Below are 16,672 nucleotides of genomic sequence, written 5' to 3' on the forward strand. Positions count from 1 at the left end.
GTCAAACTATGCACGTCTCCCCGGCAAAGCCGGGGGATTTCCCAATAGATTAAAACCAAATTGGTTGTCATAGGGAAAAACCTTCTATACCAAATGCTTATAGGGTCGATAATGAAATATTTTGGATATTTTGATGCTGGGGGCTTGATGCCCTCACCGCCTGTCTATGCCAACGTCAGCGGCACTCTGGCGACAACCATCTTTATCTCGGGCAATCAGAGTGGGACAGATAATGTTGCCATCAACTTCCCCCATGGATCTTCAGGCGAACGTCTGCCAATGGGGAGCTGGCCACGGCGGGTGAGTGTTTTTCGTCAAAATAATTGATTTATCTGAAATAATTTTCATGCCATGCATTTGTGGAGGTCTTAATGCGATATCTAGTGCATCTCGGTATTGGGGGGCTGTTGTTGTATTCGAGTATGGCTCTGGCAAATGTCTCCGGAAAAGTCTTTCGTGATTTCAATGCAAATGGTTCATTTGACAGTGGGTCGTCTTTTAATGAAGTCGGGATGGCTGGCGTGACGGCCAAAGCGTTTGACGCTGATGATCCGCCTTCAGCGCCTACGGCGGTGGCGACTTCCGCCGCCAATGGCAATTACACGTTGACAGGGTTGCAAACTGGGGCGAAGTACAGACTGGAGTTTTCTTGGGGTGAAAGTTGGTTAAAGCCGGGTGTTGCCGGTGGGACAAGTGTGCAGTTTGTCACGAACGGTGCGACTGGGGTGAATGTGGCGGTGAATGATCCGGCACAGTATTGTCAGGCAAATCCGGAGGTCGGGGTTACCCGCATGGTGCGTGACGGGTTTTCCACCAAGCCAGTGATACAAAGTTTTGACTACAGCAGCAGCGGCGATGACCGGAGCACACTTACCGAGTTTGCCCATGAGTCGGATAATATCGGTGCGCTCTGGGGGACGGCTTACCGCCGTGACACGAAAAAGCTGTATGCATCAGCCTTGTTGCGCCGCCACACTTCCGAAGGCTCCCTGGGGTTTGGCGGCATTTATGAAATAGACGTCACCAACCCGTCCGCCGGTCCTGTCAAATGGTTGGCCGTATCAAACGCCGGTTCCTTGTCCAAGGCGCGCGGCATACCTGATGATGGAAGCCCCAGCTATGACTCGGAGGCTTATCCCTTGACTGGCAAGATTTCCCTGGGAGATATAGATGTTTCTGATGATGGCAAAACATTGTATGCCATGAACCTGAATACCCGTTCGTTGGTGCCGATTGACATTGACACCAAAACAGAAGGCACGCCGATTCCGGTAGGCGATCCGGGGTGCGCCAACCCGGACGATGTGCGCCCCTGGGCAGTTGGTGTGCATGAAGGCAATGTATATGTCGGGGTGGTGTGTTCCAATGAAAGCGTGGGCAGCATTGACTCCCACTTCAAGGCGTATGTCAGAAAGCTGACAGGAAGCAGTTTTACGACCGTAGCCAGTATGCCTCTCAATTATGAAAAAGATTGGGCAGCCATCGGGCTTTATCCCACCCCCAAAAACAATTGCAGCGAAGAGGCAGGCTGGTTTCCGTGGGTAACGGCAACTTCACCAACGGACAGCGGCATGACCGGTTGCCGTGGCATAAGTGAACCCAATACCGCCATACATCCGCAACCTATCCTGAGTGACATCGAATTTGATGTGGACGGCTCCATCATTTTAGGTTTTCTGGATCGCATTGCCCTCCAGGGTGGCGAAGACAATCTGCCGCCGTTCACCGAATATACCACTCTGTTTAACGTTTACTCTGGTGGTGATATCCGGCGTATCTGTAATGTCAATGGTAGCTATGTTGCCGAAGGTGGCACAGGTTGCGCGTTTAACGGCGGCCAAAATGGGAGCAAAAAGAATGAGTTCTATCAAGGTGATCCCATGATGTTCAGCTACGATGGCCAGCCCGCCAATTTGGAGGCCGCGCACTCTGAAGTTTCACTGGGTTCCCTGGCCCTGCTTCCAGGTAAAGGGGAAGTCATGCTGACTGTTTATGATCCAATCTATGACCGGAACGGTACAGGCTCGCGTTGGGCCAGCAATGGCGTGCGCTGGTTGAGCAATACTAACGGCGATTTAGTGAAGTCCTTTGAAATTGTCAGGAAGAAACAAGCGGTTCCTTCAGGTTCAAGCGCCCTTTACGTGGATAAGGCCGACAGTGATTTTGGCAAAACCGCTGGTCTGGGAGATCTGGTGTTATTGTGTGATGAAGCACCGCTGGAGGCCGGTAACCGTGTGTGGTTTGACGCCGATGGAGATGGCATCCAGGATGCTGATGAAAGCGGCGTGAATGGCGTTCAGGTCAAATTGACCTGTGGAACTGATGAGGCGACTGTCACCACAGCTAATGGCGGCAACTTCCTGTTTAGTAATGCATCTGGTGGTAATGCGGCATTTATGGCACCCGGAAAATCCTGCCGGATCAGCATTGCCAAGGGGCAAACGCCGCTGAACGGTTACAGCCTGACAACGAAAGATGCCGATGGCGTGACGGATAATGACCCCCTGACGGATTTACGCGATTCGGATGCCAGCAATAATGCGGGTACGGCCGAAATCGCGTTTGCTGTGGGCAGCGCGGGGGCAAGCAACCACACGCTGGATTTCGGCTACCGGACAACGCCTGCTTGCCACCTGAACACGCCAACGGTCAGTGCCGCTTGCAATGATAATGGCACCTCCACTGACCCATCTGATGACACCTTCAACTACACCATTAATGCCACTGGCGACAATACGGGGGCGACTTACAGCATCAGTGGCGATGATGTGCAATCCGGGGTGGCTTATGGCAGCGAACAAGGGCCGTATGGCAGCTTCCCGATCAGCAATGGCACCCTCAACCTGACACTGGCCGATGTGGACAACGCCACTTGTAGCTTAAGCAATGTCACGGTGGCTGCACCGGCGACGTGCTCAACTCAGGTTGACCTGCGTTTGGAAAAATCTGTCAACAAGGCATCGGCACAGCGCGGGGATACGGTCGTTTACACGCTGACAGTGACCAATGACAGTAAAAATCCGGCAACGGGAGTCAAGATTACCGATATTTTGCCGCCAGGCGTGACCCTGGCTGCGGCGGCTCCAGTGGCACAGCAGGGAACCTATACACCGGCTACTGGGATTTGGGCACTGGGTGATTTGGGCGCAGGGCAGGCTGCGACCTTAACCATAACGGTAACCGTTAATTAACATCAGTTAGTCAAAAGTGCCAGGAGAACCAGCAAAGAAACGCTGTTGGGTGGTTGGAAGAAAGATTGGGGTTCCGGCAGGGTGTGTTGCCCTACCGGAAAACAGTGCTGCCAAGTGCAAGCACTGACCTCCAACGCCGCCCCCATCTTCCAGGCGGGCAGGCGAGAATGCTAACCAAGCTTCTGGTTAAGCTGGGCAAAGCTGGTGGCGCGCAAGGTCGGGGCAATTTCGATGCCCAGTTGGCGGCTTATCTGGGTGATGGAAATGATGCCGCGCACCGTGGGCTGGGACTTGACAGTTTCCACCACCAGCATATGGTGGCGCTTGCTATCCTGGACAGCCTTGAGCAACTGGCCCACCGTTATCCTTTTAACCTGTTCCAACGGCACGGCTTCCAGTTTCTCCAGTGGCGTCATGAGCTGGGAAGCGCTCAAATCCCCGTGGGAACCACCGTGGGTGGCGATATAACGCATTGGTTTTTCACCAATAATATCATTCGAAGTCACCAGGCCCAGCAACTTTCCCTGGCTGTCCAGCACAAACAACAGACGCACGCTGCAAGCGATCATCTTGTCGTTGGTTTCACGGACTGATGCATCCGGTGAGATGGAAAATGGCTTAACAACATTCAGATCCGTCATTACGCTGATGGCAGGCGAGCTCTCGGTAATGGTTTTATCGGAAGCCTTGTCCGGAGAAATCAGGATTACATTTGCTGGAACGGGTTCTGGAATCAGTTTGCCATACTCAATAGTCATCGTTGTTTGTCCTCCTAAAAATTTCTGCTGTTCAATCCTTAAGCTCCGACCTCTTGATTGATAGTGTTGACGGCCGCCTTGGGGTGAGCCATCAAACCAGAACCTGATGGTGGGAACCTAAGGCTAGTGTACAGCTAGAAACGCTTTCGTCATATAAACAACGGCAGCTCAAGACGGGAAAACACAATGCCATGTGCACCCATCCAATTGCTGCGCCGCAGCTAAACCATCGTCTAATATCTGAGCCCTTCCGATCCTGATAGCATTTTTCCCCATGCTGTTAGAGGAGGAAAAATCAAATGGCAATACTCAATCGAATGGACTGGTATGACCTGGCCCGTTCCACCAATTGGAACCCTACCTACGTCACTGAAGGCGAGCTGTTCCCGCCGCAGCTTTCCGGCGATTACAACCTGCCGTTGAGCGCCTGGGAAAGCTACGACGAGCCTTATAAACAGACTTACCCCGAATACGTGAAAGTCCAGCGGGAAAAGGATGCGGGTGCCTATTCCGTCAAGGCCGCGCTGGAGCGCAGCCGTATTTTCGAAAACGCTGATCCGGGCTGGAAATCCGTCATGAAGGCGCATTACGGCGCGATTGCACGGGGTGAATACGCGGCCGCCAGCGCGGAAGCCCGCATGATGCGTTTTTCCAAGGCACCGGGCATGCGCAATATGGCGACGCTGGGCTGCATGGATGAAATCCGCCACGGCCAGATGCAGTTGTATTTCCCACACGAACACATCGCCAAAGACCGGCAGATGGACTGGGCGTTCAAGGCTTACGACACCAACGAATGGGCGATGATCGCCGCCCGCCATTTCTTCGATGACATCATGATGACCCGTGACGCCATCAGTGTTTCCATCATGCTGACCTTCAGCTTTGAAACCGGCTTCACCAATATGCAGTTCTTGGGGTTGGCCGCCGACGCCGCCGAAGCGGGCGACCACACCTTCGCCAACCTGATTTCCAGCATCCAGACCGACGAATCCCGCCATGCCCAGATCGGCGGCCCGGCGCTGAAAATCCTGATCGAAAACGGCAAGAAGGAAGAAGCGCAGAAACGGGTGGACATCGCCGTGTGGGGCGCGTGGAAACTGTTCTCGGTGCTGACCGGCCCGATCATGGACTACTACACCCCGCTGGAGCACCGCAAACAATCCTTCAAGGAATTCATGGAGGAATGGATTGTGGCGCAGTTCGAGCGCGCCCTCACCGACATGGGGCTGGAACTGCCCTGGTACTGGGACATTTTCCTCAACGACCTGAGCCAGACCCATCATGGCATGCACATGGGTTCCTATTATTGGCGGCCCACTATCTGGTGGAACCCGGCGGCGGGCGTGACGCCGGAAGAACGCGGCTGGCTGGAAGACAAATACCCTGGCTGGAACGACACCTGGGGCGAGTGCTGGGATGTCATCATCGACAACGTGGTGGATGGCAATATGGCCAAAGCCTACCCCGAAACCCTGCCCTACGTGTGCAATATGTGCCAGTTGCCCATCCTCGGCACGCCCGGCAAGGGCTGGAACGTGAAGGACTATCCGCTGGAATACAATGGCCGCCTGTACCACTTCGGTTCCGAGGTTGACCGTTGGGTGTTCCAGCAGGAACCGGAGCGTTACGCCGGGCATTTGAGCATCGTTGACCGTTTCCTCGCTGGCATGATCCAGCCGATGAATCTGGAAGGCGCTCTCGCCTATATGAACATCGCCCCCGGCGAATGCGGCGATGACGCCCACCAGTACGCCTGGGCCGAAGTCTACCGAGCATTACGCGCCGCCAAAAAAGCAGGCTGATTCAGGATCGTTACCAAACGGAGAGTTTACCTATGGCTTTGTTTCCATTGACTTCCAATTTTGAAGGGGATTTCGTGTTGCAACTGGTGCCGGTGGATACCGACAACACCATGGATGAAGTCGCAGCGGCGGCAGCCGTCCATTCCGTGGGGCGGCGGGTGCGCGACCGACCCGGCCACATCCTGCGGGTGCGCCGTCAGGACAGCACGGAACTGCTTCCCCGCACCATGACCGTGGCCGAGGCCGGTTTCATGCCGACTGAAACCGTGGAAATCATCTGGCAGGCGGCCTGAACCTGGGCGCCTGCAACAGGAGGAACAACATGAGTTTTACCCGAGTATGCACACTCGACGATGTGTGGGAAGGCGAAATGGCCGCCTACACCGTCAACGGCCATGAGATCGTGCTGGTCTGCGCCGATGGCGGCGAAATCCACGCATTCCAGGGCGTTTGCCCGCACCAGGACATCGCCTTGTCAGAGGGCAAATTCGACGGCAAGAAACTGATCTGCCGCGCCCATCTGTGGCAGTTCGACGCCGAAACCGGCAAAGGCATCAACCCGGAAGACTGTGCGCTGGCCAATTACCCCGTGCGGGTGGAAGGCGAAGACATTTTCGTCAGCACCGAAGGGGTTGAGCCGCTGTTTGCGCACACCTGAAGCACTGATTGGAGAGGAGAAAAACCACATGAGCAACACCAAACCGGGGCAAGCCTACCACAACAATCTGGTAGGCCCGGTGATGCGCGCAGGCGACTTGGCGCAGGCCGTGATCGAAGCCGCCAGACTGGACAACCCGGGCAAGGAAATTTTTGTCGATGACAAACGCGCCTACATCCGCATCCATGCCGAGCAGGAAATGGTCCTGAACCAGGCCACCATTGAGGAGGAACTGGGGCGGCCTTTCCGCATGAATGATCTGGAAGTGGATCTAAGCTCCTTCGCCGGGCAGATCGAAAGCCGGGACAACTCGGTGCGTTTTTATTTTTCCAAGAAACTCTGAGCGGAGGAAACATTCATGTCGGACATGCAAATCCTGAAACCCCAGAAAACCTGGAGCCACCTGGCCGTTCGCCGCCGCAAGCCGAGCGAATACGAAATCGTCAGCACCAACCTGCATTACAACGACCGTGACCCGGATTCCGCCTACGAGCTGGCCCCGGAACTGTTCATGAACCGCTGGTACAAGCAGAACACCTTCGGCACGCGCTTGCAGCATGCCGACTGGAATGCATTCCGCGACCCGGATGAAGTCGTCTACCGCACCTACAACCTGATGCAGGACGGGCAGGAAACCTACGTGTTCGGCCTGTTCGGCCAGTTCAGCGAGCGTGAGCACGACAAGGCGCTGGACCCGCGTTGGGCCGGTACGCTGGCGCGCCTGTACACCCCTGCGCGCTATTTGTTCCATACCCTGCAAATGGCCTCGGCCTATGTCGGGCAGATGTCCCCGGCCAGCACCATCACCAACTGCAATTACTTCCAGATGGCCGACAGCCTGCGCTGGTTGAGCCATACCGCCTACCGCACCAGGGAACTGTCGCTGACCTTCCCCAACAAGGGTTTTGGCGAGAACGAGCAGAGCCACTGGGAACGCGACCCGGCCTGGCAAGGCTTCCGCGAACTGATGGAAAAAGTGCTGACCGTATGGGACTGGGGCGAAGCCATCGTCACCCTCAGCCTAGTGGTAAAACCGGCAGTGGAGGAAGCCGTGCTGCGCCGTCTGGGCGAAGCCGCACGCCACAATGGCGACACCCTGCTGGGGCTGCTGACCGATGCGCAACTGATCGACGCCGCCCGCCACCGCCGCTGGACTACCGCGTTCGTCAATATGGCGCAGCAAACACCCGGCAACCTGGAACTGATCCACGAATGGGTAAGCAAGTGGGAACCGCTGGCTGACCGGGCCATCGACGCCTACTGCGCCGCCCTACCGGATGTCCCCGCCGCTGCTGGCGCCACCCGTCTGGCAACCCGCGAGGCACGCCGTGGTTTCGGGCTTTGAGCAATGCCCCGGAGAAACACATGAGTGATCCAGTCATTGTCAATGAACGCGATGGCAGCCACTTTACGCAGGCGCCGGGGGATACCATCCTGCGCGCCGCCCTGCGCGCAGGGGTCGGCTTTGCCTATGAATGCAATTCCGGCGGTTGCGGCTCCTGCAAGTTCGAACTGCTGGACGGCGAGCTTGAAACCCTGTGGGCGGAAGCGCCTGGGCTGGGCGAACGTGACCGGCGGCGTGGCCGCCACTTGGCCTGCCAGTGCCGCGCGCTCGGGCCGGTCAGCCTCAAGGCGGCCAGCGGTGCGGAATATGCGCCGCCACTGCCGCCCCAACGCCACACCGCCGTATTCAGCGGGTTTACGGACATTACCCACGACATCCGCGAATTCCGTTTCACCACTGAAGGCGCAGCCGCTTTCCTGCCGGGGCAATACGCCATGCTGGATTTGCCCGGTGTGGGTTCCTCGCGTGCCTATTCCATGGCCAACACAGCCAATGCCCTGGGGCAGTGGCAGTTCCAGATTCGCCGTGTCCCCAATGGGAAAGGCACCTCTGTGCTGTTTGATGCGCTGAAGCCCGGCGCTGAAATCGGCCTGGACGGGCCCTATGGCATCGCTTTCCTGCGCACCGATGCGCCGCGCGATATTGTCTGCGTGGCTGGTGGTTCGGGACTGGCACCGATGCTGTCCATCGCCCGGGGTGCGGTGAAAACCGGGATGCTGAAAAACCGCCGCCTGCACTTTTTCTACGGCGCACGCACGCCGCGTGATGTCTGCGGCGAAGCCCAACTGGCGGCATTGCCGGGTTTCGGCCCGCAAATCACTTATCATCCAGTGGTGTCCGAACCGGGAGATAATGGCTGGAGAGGTGCCACCGGTTTTGTCCATACCCAGGTGGCGGCGGTATTGGCGGAAAGCCTGCCCGCGCACGAGTTCTATTTTGCCGGGCCGCCACCCATGACCCAGGCATTGCAGGAAATGCTGATGGTTGATTACCGTGTACCATTTGGGCAGGTGCATTTCGACCGGTTCTTTTGAGGCTCAGGCTGGCGCACCCGTCAGCCGGAACACAGCAGGCAGAGGCAAACATGATCCCTGATGATGGCAGGTGCGGGGCGACAAAACAGGTATCAGTACGCGGCGTGTGCATCCACGAGGATGATGCGCAGGATGTGCGGCAGCAAAAAATGGCGCGGATCATCCTCGATTCCATGTACCAGTTTCTGGGGCTGCTGGATGTCGATGGTGCCGTATTGGAAATCAACCAGGCAGCACTTGATGGTGCCGGTTTGACACGGGAAGACGTGATTGGCAAACCGTTCTGGCAGGCGCGCTGGTGGTCAGTCTCGGAAGAAGTCCGCCAGCGCGTCCGCGAAATGATCGCTGAGGCGCGCAGCGGGCGTTTCGTGCGGTGCGATTTCGAAGTGTTCGGCGATTCGCACGGCAGCCGCACCATTGCCATCGATTTTTCCCTCACGCCAATTCTGGATGATACCGGGCAGGTGGCGTTCCTGTTGCCGGAAGGGCGCAACATCACCGACAAAATCACCCGCAACGCCGAGCTGTCGCGCAAGAACAACGAATTGCAGGCCGCGCTGGAACGATTGAAGGAACTGGACAGTTACAAAACCCGCTTTTTCGCCAATGTCAGCCATGAGCTGCGCACGCCGCTGGCGCTGATCCTCGGGCCGGTGGGCCAACTGCTCAGGGACAGCGCCGGTCTGGGCGAACGCGAACGCTTCCGCCTCGCCACCATCCAGCGCAATGCCCGTTCCCTGCTCCAGCAAGTCAATGACCTGCTTGATCTGGCACGCATCGACGCCGACCGTATGCCGATGTCCTGGGTGCATGCTGATGTGGCGGCGCTGGTGCGGGAAGTGATGGCCGGTTTCGAGGCGGCAGCGGAAGACCGGCGGATCACCCTGCTGCTGCGCGGCGAGCGCGAACTCTACGCCGATCTGGACCGGGGCAAATTCGTGCGGGTGATGGGCAACCTGATTTCCAACGCTTTCAAGTTCACCCCGCTGGGCGGGCGCATCGCCTGCATGGTGGAACGCCTGTCACCGGAGCGGCTATTGCTCAGTGTGCAGGACAACGGCCCGGGTGTGCCCGATGCGCTCAAGCAGCAGATTTTCGACCGCTTTGCCCAGGGCGATGACGGGCTGGGCGTCACTGGCAGTGGGCTGGGGCTGAATATTGTGCGCGAATTCGTCGAGCTGCACCGGGGAACGGTGGTGGTGGTGGATGCGCCCGGCGGCGGTGCCTGTTTCCAGGTGGAATTGCCGGTGCTGGCGCCGCAGGGGGCCATTGTGCGCAAGGCCAACGCGCGGGATCTGCTGGAGTTGGATACGGCAGGGCTGGCGCTGCCGCCGGAACGGGTGCTGTTGCCCACCACCAGCGCCACGGCGGACAAGCCCCGGGTGTTGGTGGTGGAAGACAACGCCGACTTGCGCCTGTTCCTGCATGATGTGCTGGCCGATGAATATCACGTCACCCTGTGCGGGGACGGGGAAACCGCCTTCCAGGCCACGCTGGCCGAGCCGCCAGACCTGATCATCACAGACCTGATGATGCCGCACTGGGATGGCGAACGCTTTATCCGCACATTGCGCGCCGTGCCGGATTTGCCGCAGGTTCCGGCGCTGGTGCTGTCGGCGCGCGCCGATGATGCGCTGCGCGAAAAGCTGCTGGAAGAGCTGGTGCAGGATTACCTGATCAAGCCATTTTCCGCGCAGGAATTGCGGGCGCGGGCGCGCAACCTGGTCACGTTGAAACGCAGCGTCGACATTTTGCAAAAGGCGCTGAATTCGCAGGCGTCCGATATTCTGGAACTCACCGCCAGCCTGATCGGCAGCCGCCAGGACGTGCAACGCAGCCTGACCGCGCTGCAAGCGTCAGACCGCCGCTGGCTGGGGCTGTATGAAAACACCGCCGTCGGCATTGCGCTGGCTGATCGGGACGGGCGCATCCTGCAAGCCAACCCGGCCTTGCAGCGGATGCTGGGCTATGGCCGCAACGAGATTGCCGGGGTTTCGCTGGTCGACATTACCGAAGCCTCCCAGCGCGCCATAGCCCAGCGCAATGTGCACGGCCTGTTCGATGGCGACTTGCCCGGCTACAAGGTGCAAAAGCGTTATGTGAAAAAGGATGGCGGCTATCTGTGGGCCAATGTCTGCGCCTCGCGGATTCCGGCCATTGCCGAAGACGGCCCGATGCTGGCGATCATCCTGGAAGACATCACCCTGCGGATGGAGGCGGAACGTTCGCTGGCCGCCACCCGCAACGAACTGGCGCGGGTGGCGCGCTTCACCGCCATGGGCGAACTGGTCGCCTCGATTGCGCATGAAATCAACCAGCCACTGTCGGCGGTGATCACCAACAGCGATGCGGCCTTGCGCTGGCTGGCGCACGCCTCGCCGAACCTGGAGGAGGCCACCACTGCACTACGGCGTGTCAATCGGGATGCGAATCTGGCCGGGGCGGTGATTGCGCGCATCCGTGGCTTCCTGCGCGCCGGGGAAATCCGCCGGGAACAGGTGGATGTCAGGCGCATGCTGGCGGAACTGCTGCAAATGCTCCAGATCATGCTCACCGAGGCCGAGGTGCGGGTACAGACCGAATTGCCGCCTGGCGCGGTATCCGTCATGGCGGATCAGGTGCAACTCCAGCAGGTGATCCTGAACTTGCTGGTCAACGCCGTCGACGCCATGCGCGACCTGCATGGGCGCGAACGCCTGCTCACCCTCACGGTCAGTGCGGAAAGCGGCGGCGGGTGGGTGTTTGCGGTGCAGGACAATGGCCCCGGCATCGCCCCAGGCACGGAAGGGCACCTGTTTGAAGCATTCTTTTCCACCAAGCCGGATGGCCTCGGCATGGGGCTGGCGATCAGCCGCAGCATCGTGGAAAACCACGGCGGGCGCTTATGGATTGACCGCAACAGGCGTCCGGGCGCGTGCTTCCTGTTTACCCTGCCGGATACGGCTTGAGGAGATTGCCGATGCATAACCCTGAACAGGTACATGGTCGGGTGTATGTGGTGGACGATGACCTGTCGATGCGGGAAGCCCTCAGCAGCCTGATCCGCTCAGTTGGTCTGGCGGTGGAAACCTTTGCCTCAGCCGCCGAGTTTCTGGCCACCCCGCGTCATCCCGGCGTTGCCTGCGTGGTGCTGGATGTGCGCATGCCGGGTTTGAGCGGGTTGGATTTGCAGGCGCAACTGACCCGGCTGGGCGATGGCATCCCGGTCATTTTCATCACTGGGCATGGCGACATCCCCATGGCGGTGTGGGCGATGAAAAAAGGCGCGGCGGAATTCCTTTCCAAGCCCTTCCGCGACGACGACCTGCTGGACGCCATCCATAGCGCGCTGGCGCAGGCCCGCGCCGCCTGTCAGGAAGCCAGCGAAATTGGCGACATCCGCCGCCGCTATGCCCTGCTCACCGGGCGGGAAAAGGAAGTGATTGCGTACATGGTGAAAGGCGCGCTCAACAAGCAGGCGGCGGCTGACCTGGGCGTTTCCGAAATGACGGTCAAGGTGCATCGCCGCAACATCATGCACAAGATGCATGCGGCGACCCTGCCGGATCTGGTGCGGATGATGGGGCGCCTTTAAGGAAGCCGGAAATGTTCCTGGCCCACCTATCCGGCACAGACCCTCGAAACTCGAGCCTGCGCCAAGTGATCCCGCCCAGGGGGCTGGCTACAAAGCCGCCCGCAAGACTTCAACAATGTCGGCTTCCGACAACGGCGGGATGGCGGGCAACTGGCCGTTTTCGTCGTGCATGATGCGCAAGGTTTCACGCGCGTAGGTTTCAACCAGACTGCCATCAATGCCCAGATCAGAGAAGCGCGTCGGGCAACCAATGGCTTTGAGGAACGCTTCAAAACGGTCAATGCCAGCGAGCGCGCATTCCAGATCGTCCGAACCTTTGCCGGGCAAACCAAAGAGGCGTTCGGCGAACTGCACGAATTTGGCCGGGTTGCGCCGCGCCGCAAAGCGCATCCACGCCGGGTTGAGGATCGCCAGGCCCGCTGCATGCGCGATGTCGTGATAGGCGGAAACGGTGTGTTCGATCATGTGCACGGGGAAGCCAACGCTGCCGCTGCCGGACTGGATCCAGCCATTCAGGGCCACGGTCGCTGCCCATTGGATTTGGCTGCGCGCATCCAGGTCATTCCCGTTGGCAATCGCTTTCGGCGCGTATTCCATTGCGGTCAGGATCACGCCTTCGGCAAAACGATCCTGGATCGGCGTATTGCCCGCCCCATTGAAATAGCCCTCGGTGATATGGGTGATCAGGTCGCAGACACCGTAAGCAGTCTGGTCTTTGGGGACGCTGGTTGTCAGCTCTGGGTCAAGCAGCGCCACCTTGGGATACATGCAGGCGGCTTGCACAAACGACTTTTCCGTGGTGCCTTCGTTGGTGATGACGGCACCGCAATTCATCTCGGAACCAGTGGCCGCCAATGTCGGCACAGTGACCAGCGGCAACGCCCGGGTTGGGACATACGGTTCCGGCTGGCCATGGTAGATCATGTCCCACGGGTCGCCCTCATAAAAAACGGCCGCCGCCATCACTTTGGCCGCATCCATGACGCTGCCGCCGCCGAGCGCAATGACCAGGTCACAATCCTGTTCACGCGCCAGCGCCGCGCCGCGTTTCACGGTGGCCAGCCGTGGGTTTGGCTCCACGCCATCACACACGGACACCGCCACCCCGGCATCGGCAAGGCTGCTGAGTGCACGGTCAAACGTCCCATTGCGTTTGACGCTGCCGCCGCCCGTCACCAGCAGCGCGCGTTTGCCGTGGGCCGCCGCCATTTCCCCCAGACGTGCGAGGGAACCGGCACCGAAAATCAGGTGGGTCGGGTTTTGATATTCAAATTGCATGGTTTAACTCCTTCAGGAAGGCAATCTTTGGTGGCGTCCAATGTACTGCCGGGAGCTTGGGGGCAGGTAGAATGATCCTGCGGGATTCTTGCCTGATCCTCCAACCCATGCGTTCGCTAGGCTGGGGGCAAAGTGGGAGGTTGGCGGATGACGACAGGAGGGATGGGGCTGAAGTTTCCGCCGGGAGCCATCGCCCCCAGCGGAAAGCAGGAGGCGGATCAGTCCCCGCGAACCTGCCGACCGGTTGCCGCGCTGATGGTGCGGGTTTCAACCAGTGAGTTGTCGACGGTCAGGATGTCCACCAGGAAAGTCCCTTCCTGCTCGCCAGGGCGGATATTCCCAACCATCAGACGTGGGTTGCCTTCGTAAATCAGCTTGGCGTCCATCAGGGACTTGACCTTGCTGATGTCCAGTTTCAGGTCGGCGTCACGGCCTTTGCCACCAAACGGACGGCCAAAGCCACCGTCACGGCCTACCGGGCGACCCGTTGCGCCACTGACCTTGAGGGTTTTTACAACCGCATTGTCAGCGCCTAAGATATTGACATTGAAGGTGTTGTTGTCACCGCTGGTGATTTCGCCAACTTGCAGGTCAGATTGCCCATGGCGGATCAGGAAAGCGTCCATCAGGGTCTTGACCTTGCTGACATCCAGTTTCAGATCTTTTTGCTGCCAATCGCCCCTGGACGGATGATGCATCATGCCACCATCGGGGGACATCTTACCCATGAAACCGGGTTGCATCATGCCGCATTGGTGGGGCATGCCGCCCATGAAGCCGGGCTGCATCATCATCATGCCGCCATGACGGGGCATGCCGCCCATGAAACCGGGAGCCATCATCCCGCCGTTATAAGGCATCCCCCCCATAAAACCGGGAGCCATCATCCCGCTGTTGGCCGGTATGATCCCCAAGAAAATCGGAGACATCATCCCGCCGTTATAAGGCATGCCGCCCATGAAACCGGGAGCCATCATCCCGCATTGGTGGGGCATTCCACCCATGAAACCAGGCTGCATCTTGCCGCCTTTGTGGGGCATGCCACCCATGCCATGGCAGCCGCCCCGCTGGCCAGCGCCCATGCGTTTGCCTGCGCCATCTGGTTTCCCAAAACCCTTGCCATGCCCGGCAACGGGCGCTTGTCCCGCCGCTTCTTCACCCTGTACGGCAGCGGGAACAGCTGATGAAACCGGAGCCGCAGCAGGCTGCGCCCCTGCATTCTGTCCAGCAGTATCAGCTGGTTCCGCCCAGACGCCAGCAGCGCCTACGGCCAGGGTTGCAGCGATCATGGAGGCAAACATATGTTTATTCATTTTCATAATTAGAGTCCTCATCCGTTTGTTCTGAATGGGGCCATTAAAACCCACAATTGTGCAAAAAATATGGCAGAAACAAGCAAATTGTTCCGGCGGCAGGTTTTACGGCAAAACGGCCTTGGCGTTCATCTGCTCCAGCAACACCTGGTGTGTGATCTCCGCCGTCCTGCGGATGTGCTGCTCGGTTTCCTGGCAAGCCGTTTCCACATCCCGCGCCAACGCCGCATCGTAAATCCGCTGGTGCTCGGCATGCACATCCCGCTTGCCCAGATTGGCAACCAACGAAATATTGCGGTAGCGCTTATGCTGGTCGTAGAGGGTATTATAAAAATGCAGCAACCACTTGGAAGTGCAGGCCGAAATCAGCGCCCAGTGGAAATCATGGTTGCGCTGCTCCCAGATGCCAAGGTTTTCAAACAAATCCTGCTCTTCCACCTTGCCAAGCTGGTAGTAGGTGGACACCACCCGCGACTCCCAGTCATCACCGCCATGCAGGATGCTGTTGCGCAAGGCTTTGAGTTCCAGCGTGATGCGCAGTTCGGTCACGTCCTCAAGGTCTTCCGGGGAAATCGGCGACACCCGGAAACCGCGCTGCCCTTCCGTCAACACAAAGCCATCCGAACTCAGGCGGCTCAACGCCTCGCGGATCGGCGTCGCGCCCACATCGTAGGTATTGCGCAGCAGCTCGATCTTGAGCTTGCTGTCAGGTGCCAACCGCCCCTGGATGATGTCTTCTCGTACCTGGCCATAGACATAATCTGTCATGGTTTTGGGGGCTTCGGTTTGTTGGAGGCGATTGCTCATAGCTTGGTTTTATCGTGTCTGGTGGTTACTGAGGCCATTATATCAAGAACTTTGGGTTCTGCCGCCGCTGCATAGGGGCTGCGGCCATTCTACATGGAATACCCACAATATCGATAACCCTATAAATCATCGATGGTTCATCAGTAACCATACACTGCTGACCCTTTGGGCATGGGACGCAAGCAGCAGGCTGACCGGCATCGCAAAAAACTGCCGTTCAGCCACCCAAAACGGCAGCACCCGCTCCCCACTGTAAAACACCAGCCCGGATTCCAGCCGGTCGCCCACAAACTCCGCCAATTGTGCCAAGCCTTTGAAATCAGCTTCGCCAACCGACGCCGACGCCTTGACCTCAATCCCGATAAGCTTGCCGCCGCTGCGTTCCAGCACAATATCCACCTCATTCTTGCTGGTGTCACGGAAATGGTGAAGCCCGACTTCCTCATCCGCCCAGCCCATGTGCTTGAAGCATTCCATCACGATAAAGCTTTCCAGCAGGTTGCCGAACTGGGCGGAGGCCGACAGTTGCCGTGCGGTAGTGATGCCGAGCAAATGGCAAGCCAGCCCAGTGTCAACCATGTGCAGTTTGGGCATGCCCACGGTTTGGCGTTTGCCGCTGTTTTTCACAAAGGGGGAGACACGCTTGACGATAAACATCCATTCCAGCACCTCAACGTAGGATTTGACGACCCGGTCGTTTTGTGCCAGATCGTTGGCGATGCTGGCGTATTTCAGCAGATTGCCGCTCAAGCCCGCGAGGTAGGGAATCAGGGCTTGCAACTTAGCGTGATATTCCCCACGAGCTGCGTAGAGCGCCTCAAAATCCTTGAACAGACGCCCCTGTATGTAGGACTTGAACCAGATAGATTTGCCGCGCGTGCTTTTGCTTTGCACCTCCGGGTAGCCGCC

At 58.5% G+C, this 16,672-nt stretch carries 15 protein-coding genes; 10 read left to right on the forward strand and 5 right to left on the reverse strand.

The window, feature by feature from the left end:
- The first annotated feature begins 111 nt into the window (after positions 1-111).
- Positions 112-327 (forward strand): hypothetical protein, encoded by a 216-nt coding sequence (locus VSS37_RS06825; protein WP_324694052.1) that lies wholly within the window; start codon positions 112-114, stop codon positions 325-327.
- A gap of 185 nt (positions 328-512) precedes the next feature.
- Positions 513-3,191 carry an SdrD B-like domain-containing protein gene (locus VSS37_RS06830; protein WP_324694053.1) on the forward strand — a complete coding sequence of 893 codons (2,679 nt, stop codon included), beginning with the start codon at positions 513-515 and terminating at the stop codon, positions 3,189-3,191.
- Between the two features lie 170 nt (positions 3,192-3,361).
- Here the strand turns inward: VSS37_RS06830 and VSS37_RS06835 are convergent, their stop codons facing one another.
- Entirely contained in the window at positions 3,362-3,949 is a 588-nt protein-coding gene (locus VSS37_RS06835) for a CBS domain-containing protein (protein ID WP_324694054.1), read from the reverse strand.
- A 299-nt stretch (positions 3,950-4,248) separates the two neighbouring features.
- On the opposite strand from VSS37_RS06835, the gene VSS37_RS06840 reads away from it, so the two are divergent.
- The 8 genes from VSS37_RS06840 to VSS37_RS06875 are packed head-to-tail and all read left to right on the forward strand — an operon-like array spanning position 4,249 to position 12,365.
- The gene (locus tag VSS37_RS06840; RefSeq protein ID WP_324694056.1) at positions 4,249-5,754 is read left to right on the forward strand and encodes an aromatic/alkene/methane monooxygenase hydroxylase/oxygenase subunit alpha; all 1,506 of its coding nucleotides are present in this window, start codon (positions 4,249-4,251) and stop codon (positions 5,752-5,754) included.
- A 32-nt stretch (positions 5,755-5,786) separates the two neighbouring features.
- A complete protein-coding gene (locus VSS37_RS06845; protein ID WP_324694057.1) occupies positions 5,787-6,047 on the forward strand; it encodes a toluene-4-monooxygenase system B family protein in 261 nt (86 codons plus the stop codon).
- A gap of 29 nt (positions 6,048-6,076) precedes the next feature.
- On the forward strand, positions 6,077-6,412 hold the full coding sequence (locus VSS37_RS06850) for a monooxygenase system ferredoxin subunit (protein ID WP_324694058.1): 336 nt from the start codon (positions 6,077-6,079) through the stop codon (positions 6,410-6,412).
- Between the two features lie 28 nt (positions 6,413-6,440).
- Positions 6,441-6,755 carry an MmoB/DmpM family protein gene (locus tag VSS37_RS06855; protein WP_324694059.1) on the forward strand — a complete coding sequence of 105 codons (315 nt, stop codon included), beginning with the start codon at positions 6,441-6,443 and terminating at the stop codon, positions 6,753-6,755.
- 15 nt (positions 6,756-6,770) lie between these two features.
- The gene (locus tag VSS37_RS06860; RefSeq protein ID WP_324694060.1) at positions 6,771-7,757 is read left to right on the forward strand and encodes an aromatic/alkene monooxygenase hydroxylase subunit beta; all 987 of its coding nucleotides are present in this window, start codon (positions 6,771-6,773) and stop codon (positions 7,755-7,757) included.
- A 20-nt stretch (positions 7,758-7,777) separates the two neighbouring features.
- Positions 7,778-8,791, forward strand: coding sequence for a 2Fe-2S iron-sulfur cluster-binding protein (locus VSS37_RS06865; RefSeq protein WP_324694062.1), 1,014 nt, complete (start codon positions 7,778-7,780; stop codon positions 8,789-8,791).
- Between the two features lie 50 nt (positions 8,792-8,841).
- Positions 8,842-11,739, forward strand: a complete 2,898-nt coding sequence (locus VSS37_RS06870; protein ID WP_324694063.1) for an ATP-binding protein — start codon at positions 8,842-8,844, stop codon at positions 11,737-11,739.
- A gap of 11 nt (positions 11,740-11,750) precedes the next feature.
- Positions 11,751-12,365 (forward strand): response regulator transcription factor, encoded by a 615-nt coding sequence (locus tag VSS37_RS06875; RefSeq protein WP_324694064.1) that lies wholly within the window; start codon positions 11,751-11,753, stop codon positions 12,363-12,365.
- An 87-nt stretch (positions 12,366-12,452) separates the two neighbouring features.
- Here VSS37_RS06875 and VSS37_RS06880 read toward each other — a convergent pair whose 3' ends face one another.
- The 4 genes from VSS37_RS06880 to VSS37_RS06895 form a co-directional block, all read right to left on the reverse strand.
- The gene (locus tag VSS37_RS06880; protein WP_324694065.1) at positions 12,453-13,643 is read right to left on the reverse strand and encodes an iron-containing alcohol dehydrogenase; all 1,191 of its coding nucleotides are present in this window, start codon (positions 13,641-13,643) and stop codon (positions 12,453-12,455) included.
- Positions 13,644-13,861: 218 nt separating this feature from the next.
- Positions 13,862-14,962: a hypothetical protein gene (locus tag VSS37_RS06885; RefSeq protein WP_324694066.1), complete on the reverse strand. Its 1,101-nt coding sequence runs from the start codon at positions 14,960-14,962 to the stop codon at positions 13,862-13,864.
- Between the two features lie 99 nt (positions 14,963-15,061).
- Complete coding sequence (locus VSS37_RS06890; RefSeq protein ID WP_324694067.1) at positions 15,062-15,763, reverse strand: GntR family transcriptional regulator; 702 nt, start codon at positions 15,761-15,763, stop codon at positions 15,062-15,064.
- 126 nt (positions 15,764-15,889) lie between these two features.
- Positions 15,890-16,672: ATP-binding protein (locus VSS37_RS06895; protein ID WP_324694068.1), on the reverse strand; the 783-nt coding region annotated here is incomplete at its 5' end.

Source organism: Candidatus Thiothrix phosphatis (assembly GCF_035668035.1).
Taxonomy (GTDB): Bacteria; Pseudomonadota; Gammaproteobacteria; order Thiotrichales; family Thiotrichaceae; genus Thiothrix; species Thiothrix phosphatis.

Excerpts from the sequence above, each read along its gene's own strand:
- VSS37_RS06855 (WP_324694059.1), top strand. The coding sequence starts at position 6,441 with ATGAGCAACACCAAACCGGGGCAAGCCTACCACAACAATCTGGTAGGC.
- VSS37_RS06825 (WP_324694052.1), top strand. The coding sequence starts at position 112 with ATGAAATATTTTGGATATTTTGATGCTGGGGGCTTGATGCCCTCACCG.
- VSS37_RS06870 (WP_324694063.1), top strand. The coding sequence starts at position 8,842 with ATGATCCCTGATGATGGCAGGTGCGGGGCGACAAAACAGGTATCAGTA.
- VSS37_RS06840 (WP_324694056.1), top strand. The coding sequence starts at position 4,249 with ATGGCAATACTCAATCGAATGGACTGGTATGACCTGGCCCGTTCCACC.
- VSS37_RS06850 (WP_324694058.1), top strand. The coding sequence starts at position 6,077 with ATGAGTTTTACCCGAGTATGCACACTCGACGATGTGTGGGAAGGCGAA.
- VSS37_RS06830 (WP_324694053.1), top strand. The coding sequence starts at position 513 with ATGGCTGGCGTGACGGCCAAAGCGTTTGACGCTGATGATCCGCCTTCA.
- VSS37_RS06875 (WP_324694064.1), top strand. The coding sequence starts at position 11,751 with ATGCATAACCCTGAACAGGTACATGGTCGGGTGTATGTGGTGGACGAT.
- VSS37_RS06885 (WP_324694066.1), bottom strand. The coding sequence starts at position 14,962 with ATGAAAATGAATAAACATATGTTTGCCTCCATGATCGCTGCAACCCTG.
- VSS37_RS06835 (WP_324694054.1), bottom strand. The coding sequence starts at position 3,949 with ATGACTATTGAGTATGGCAAACTGATTCCAGAACCCGTTCCAGCAAAT.
- VSS37_RS06865 (WP_324694062.1), top strand. The coding sequence starts at position 7,778 with ATGAGTGATCCAGTCATTGTCAATGAACGCGATGGCAGCCACTTTACG.
- VSS37_RS06890 (WP_324694067.1), bottom strand. The coding sequence starts at position 15,763 with ATGAGCAATCGCCTCCAACAAACCGAAGCCCCCAAAACCATGACAGAT.
- VSS37_RS06880 (WP_324694065.1), bottom strand. The coding sequence starts at position 13,643 with ATGCAATTTGAATATCAAAACCCGACCCACCTGATTTTCGGTGCCGGT.
- VSS37_RS06845 (WP_324694057.1), top strand. The coding sequence starts at position 5,787 with ATGGCTTTGTTTCCATTGACTTCCAATTTTGAAGGGGATTTCGTGTTG.
- VSS37_RS06860 (WP_324694060.1), top strand. The coding sequence starts at position 6,771 with ATGTCGGACATGCAAATCCTGAAACCCCAGAAAACCTGGAGCCACCTG.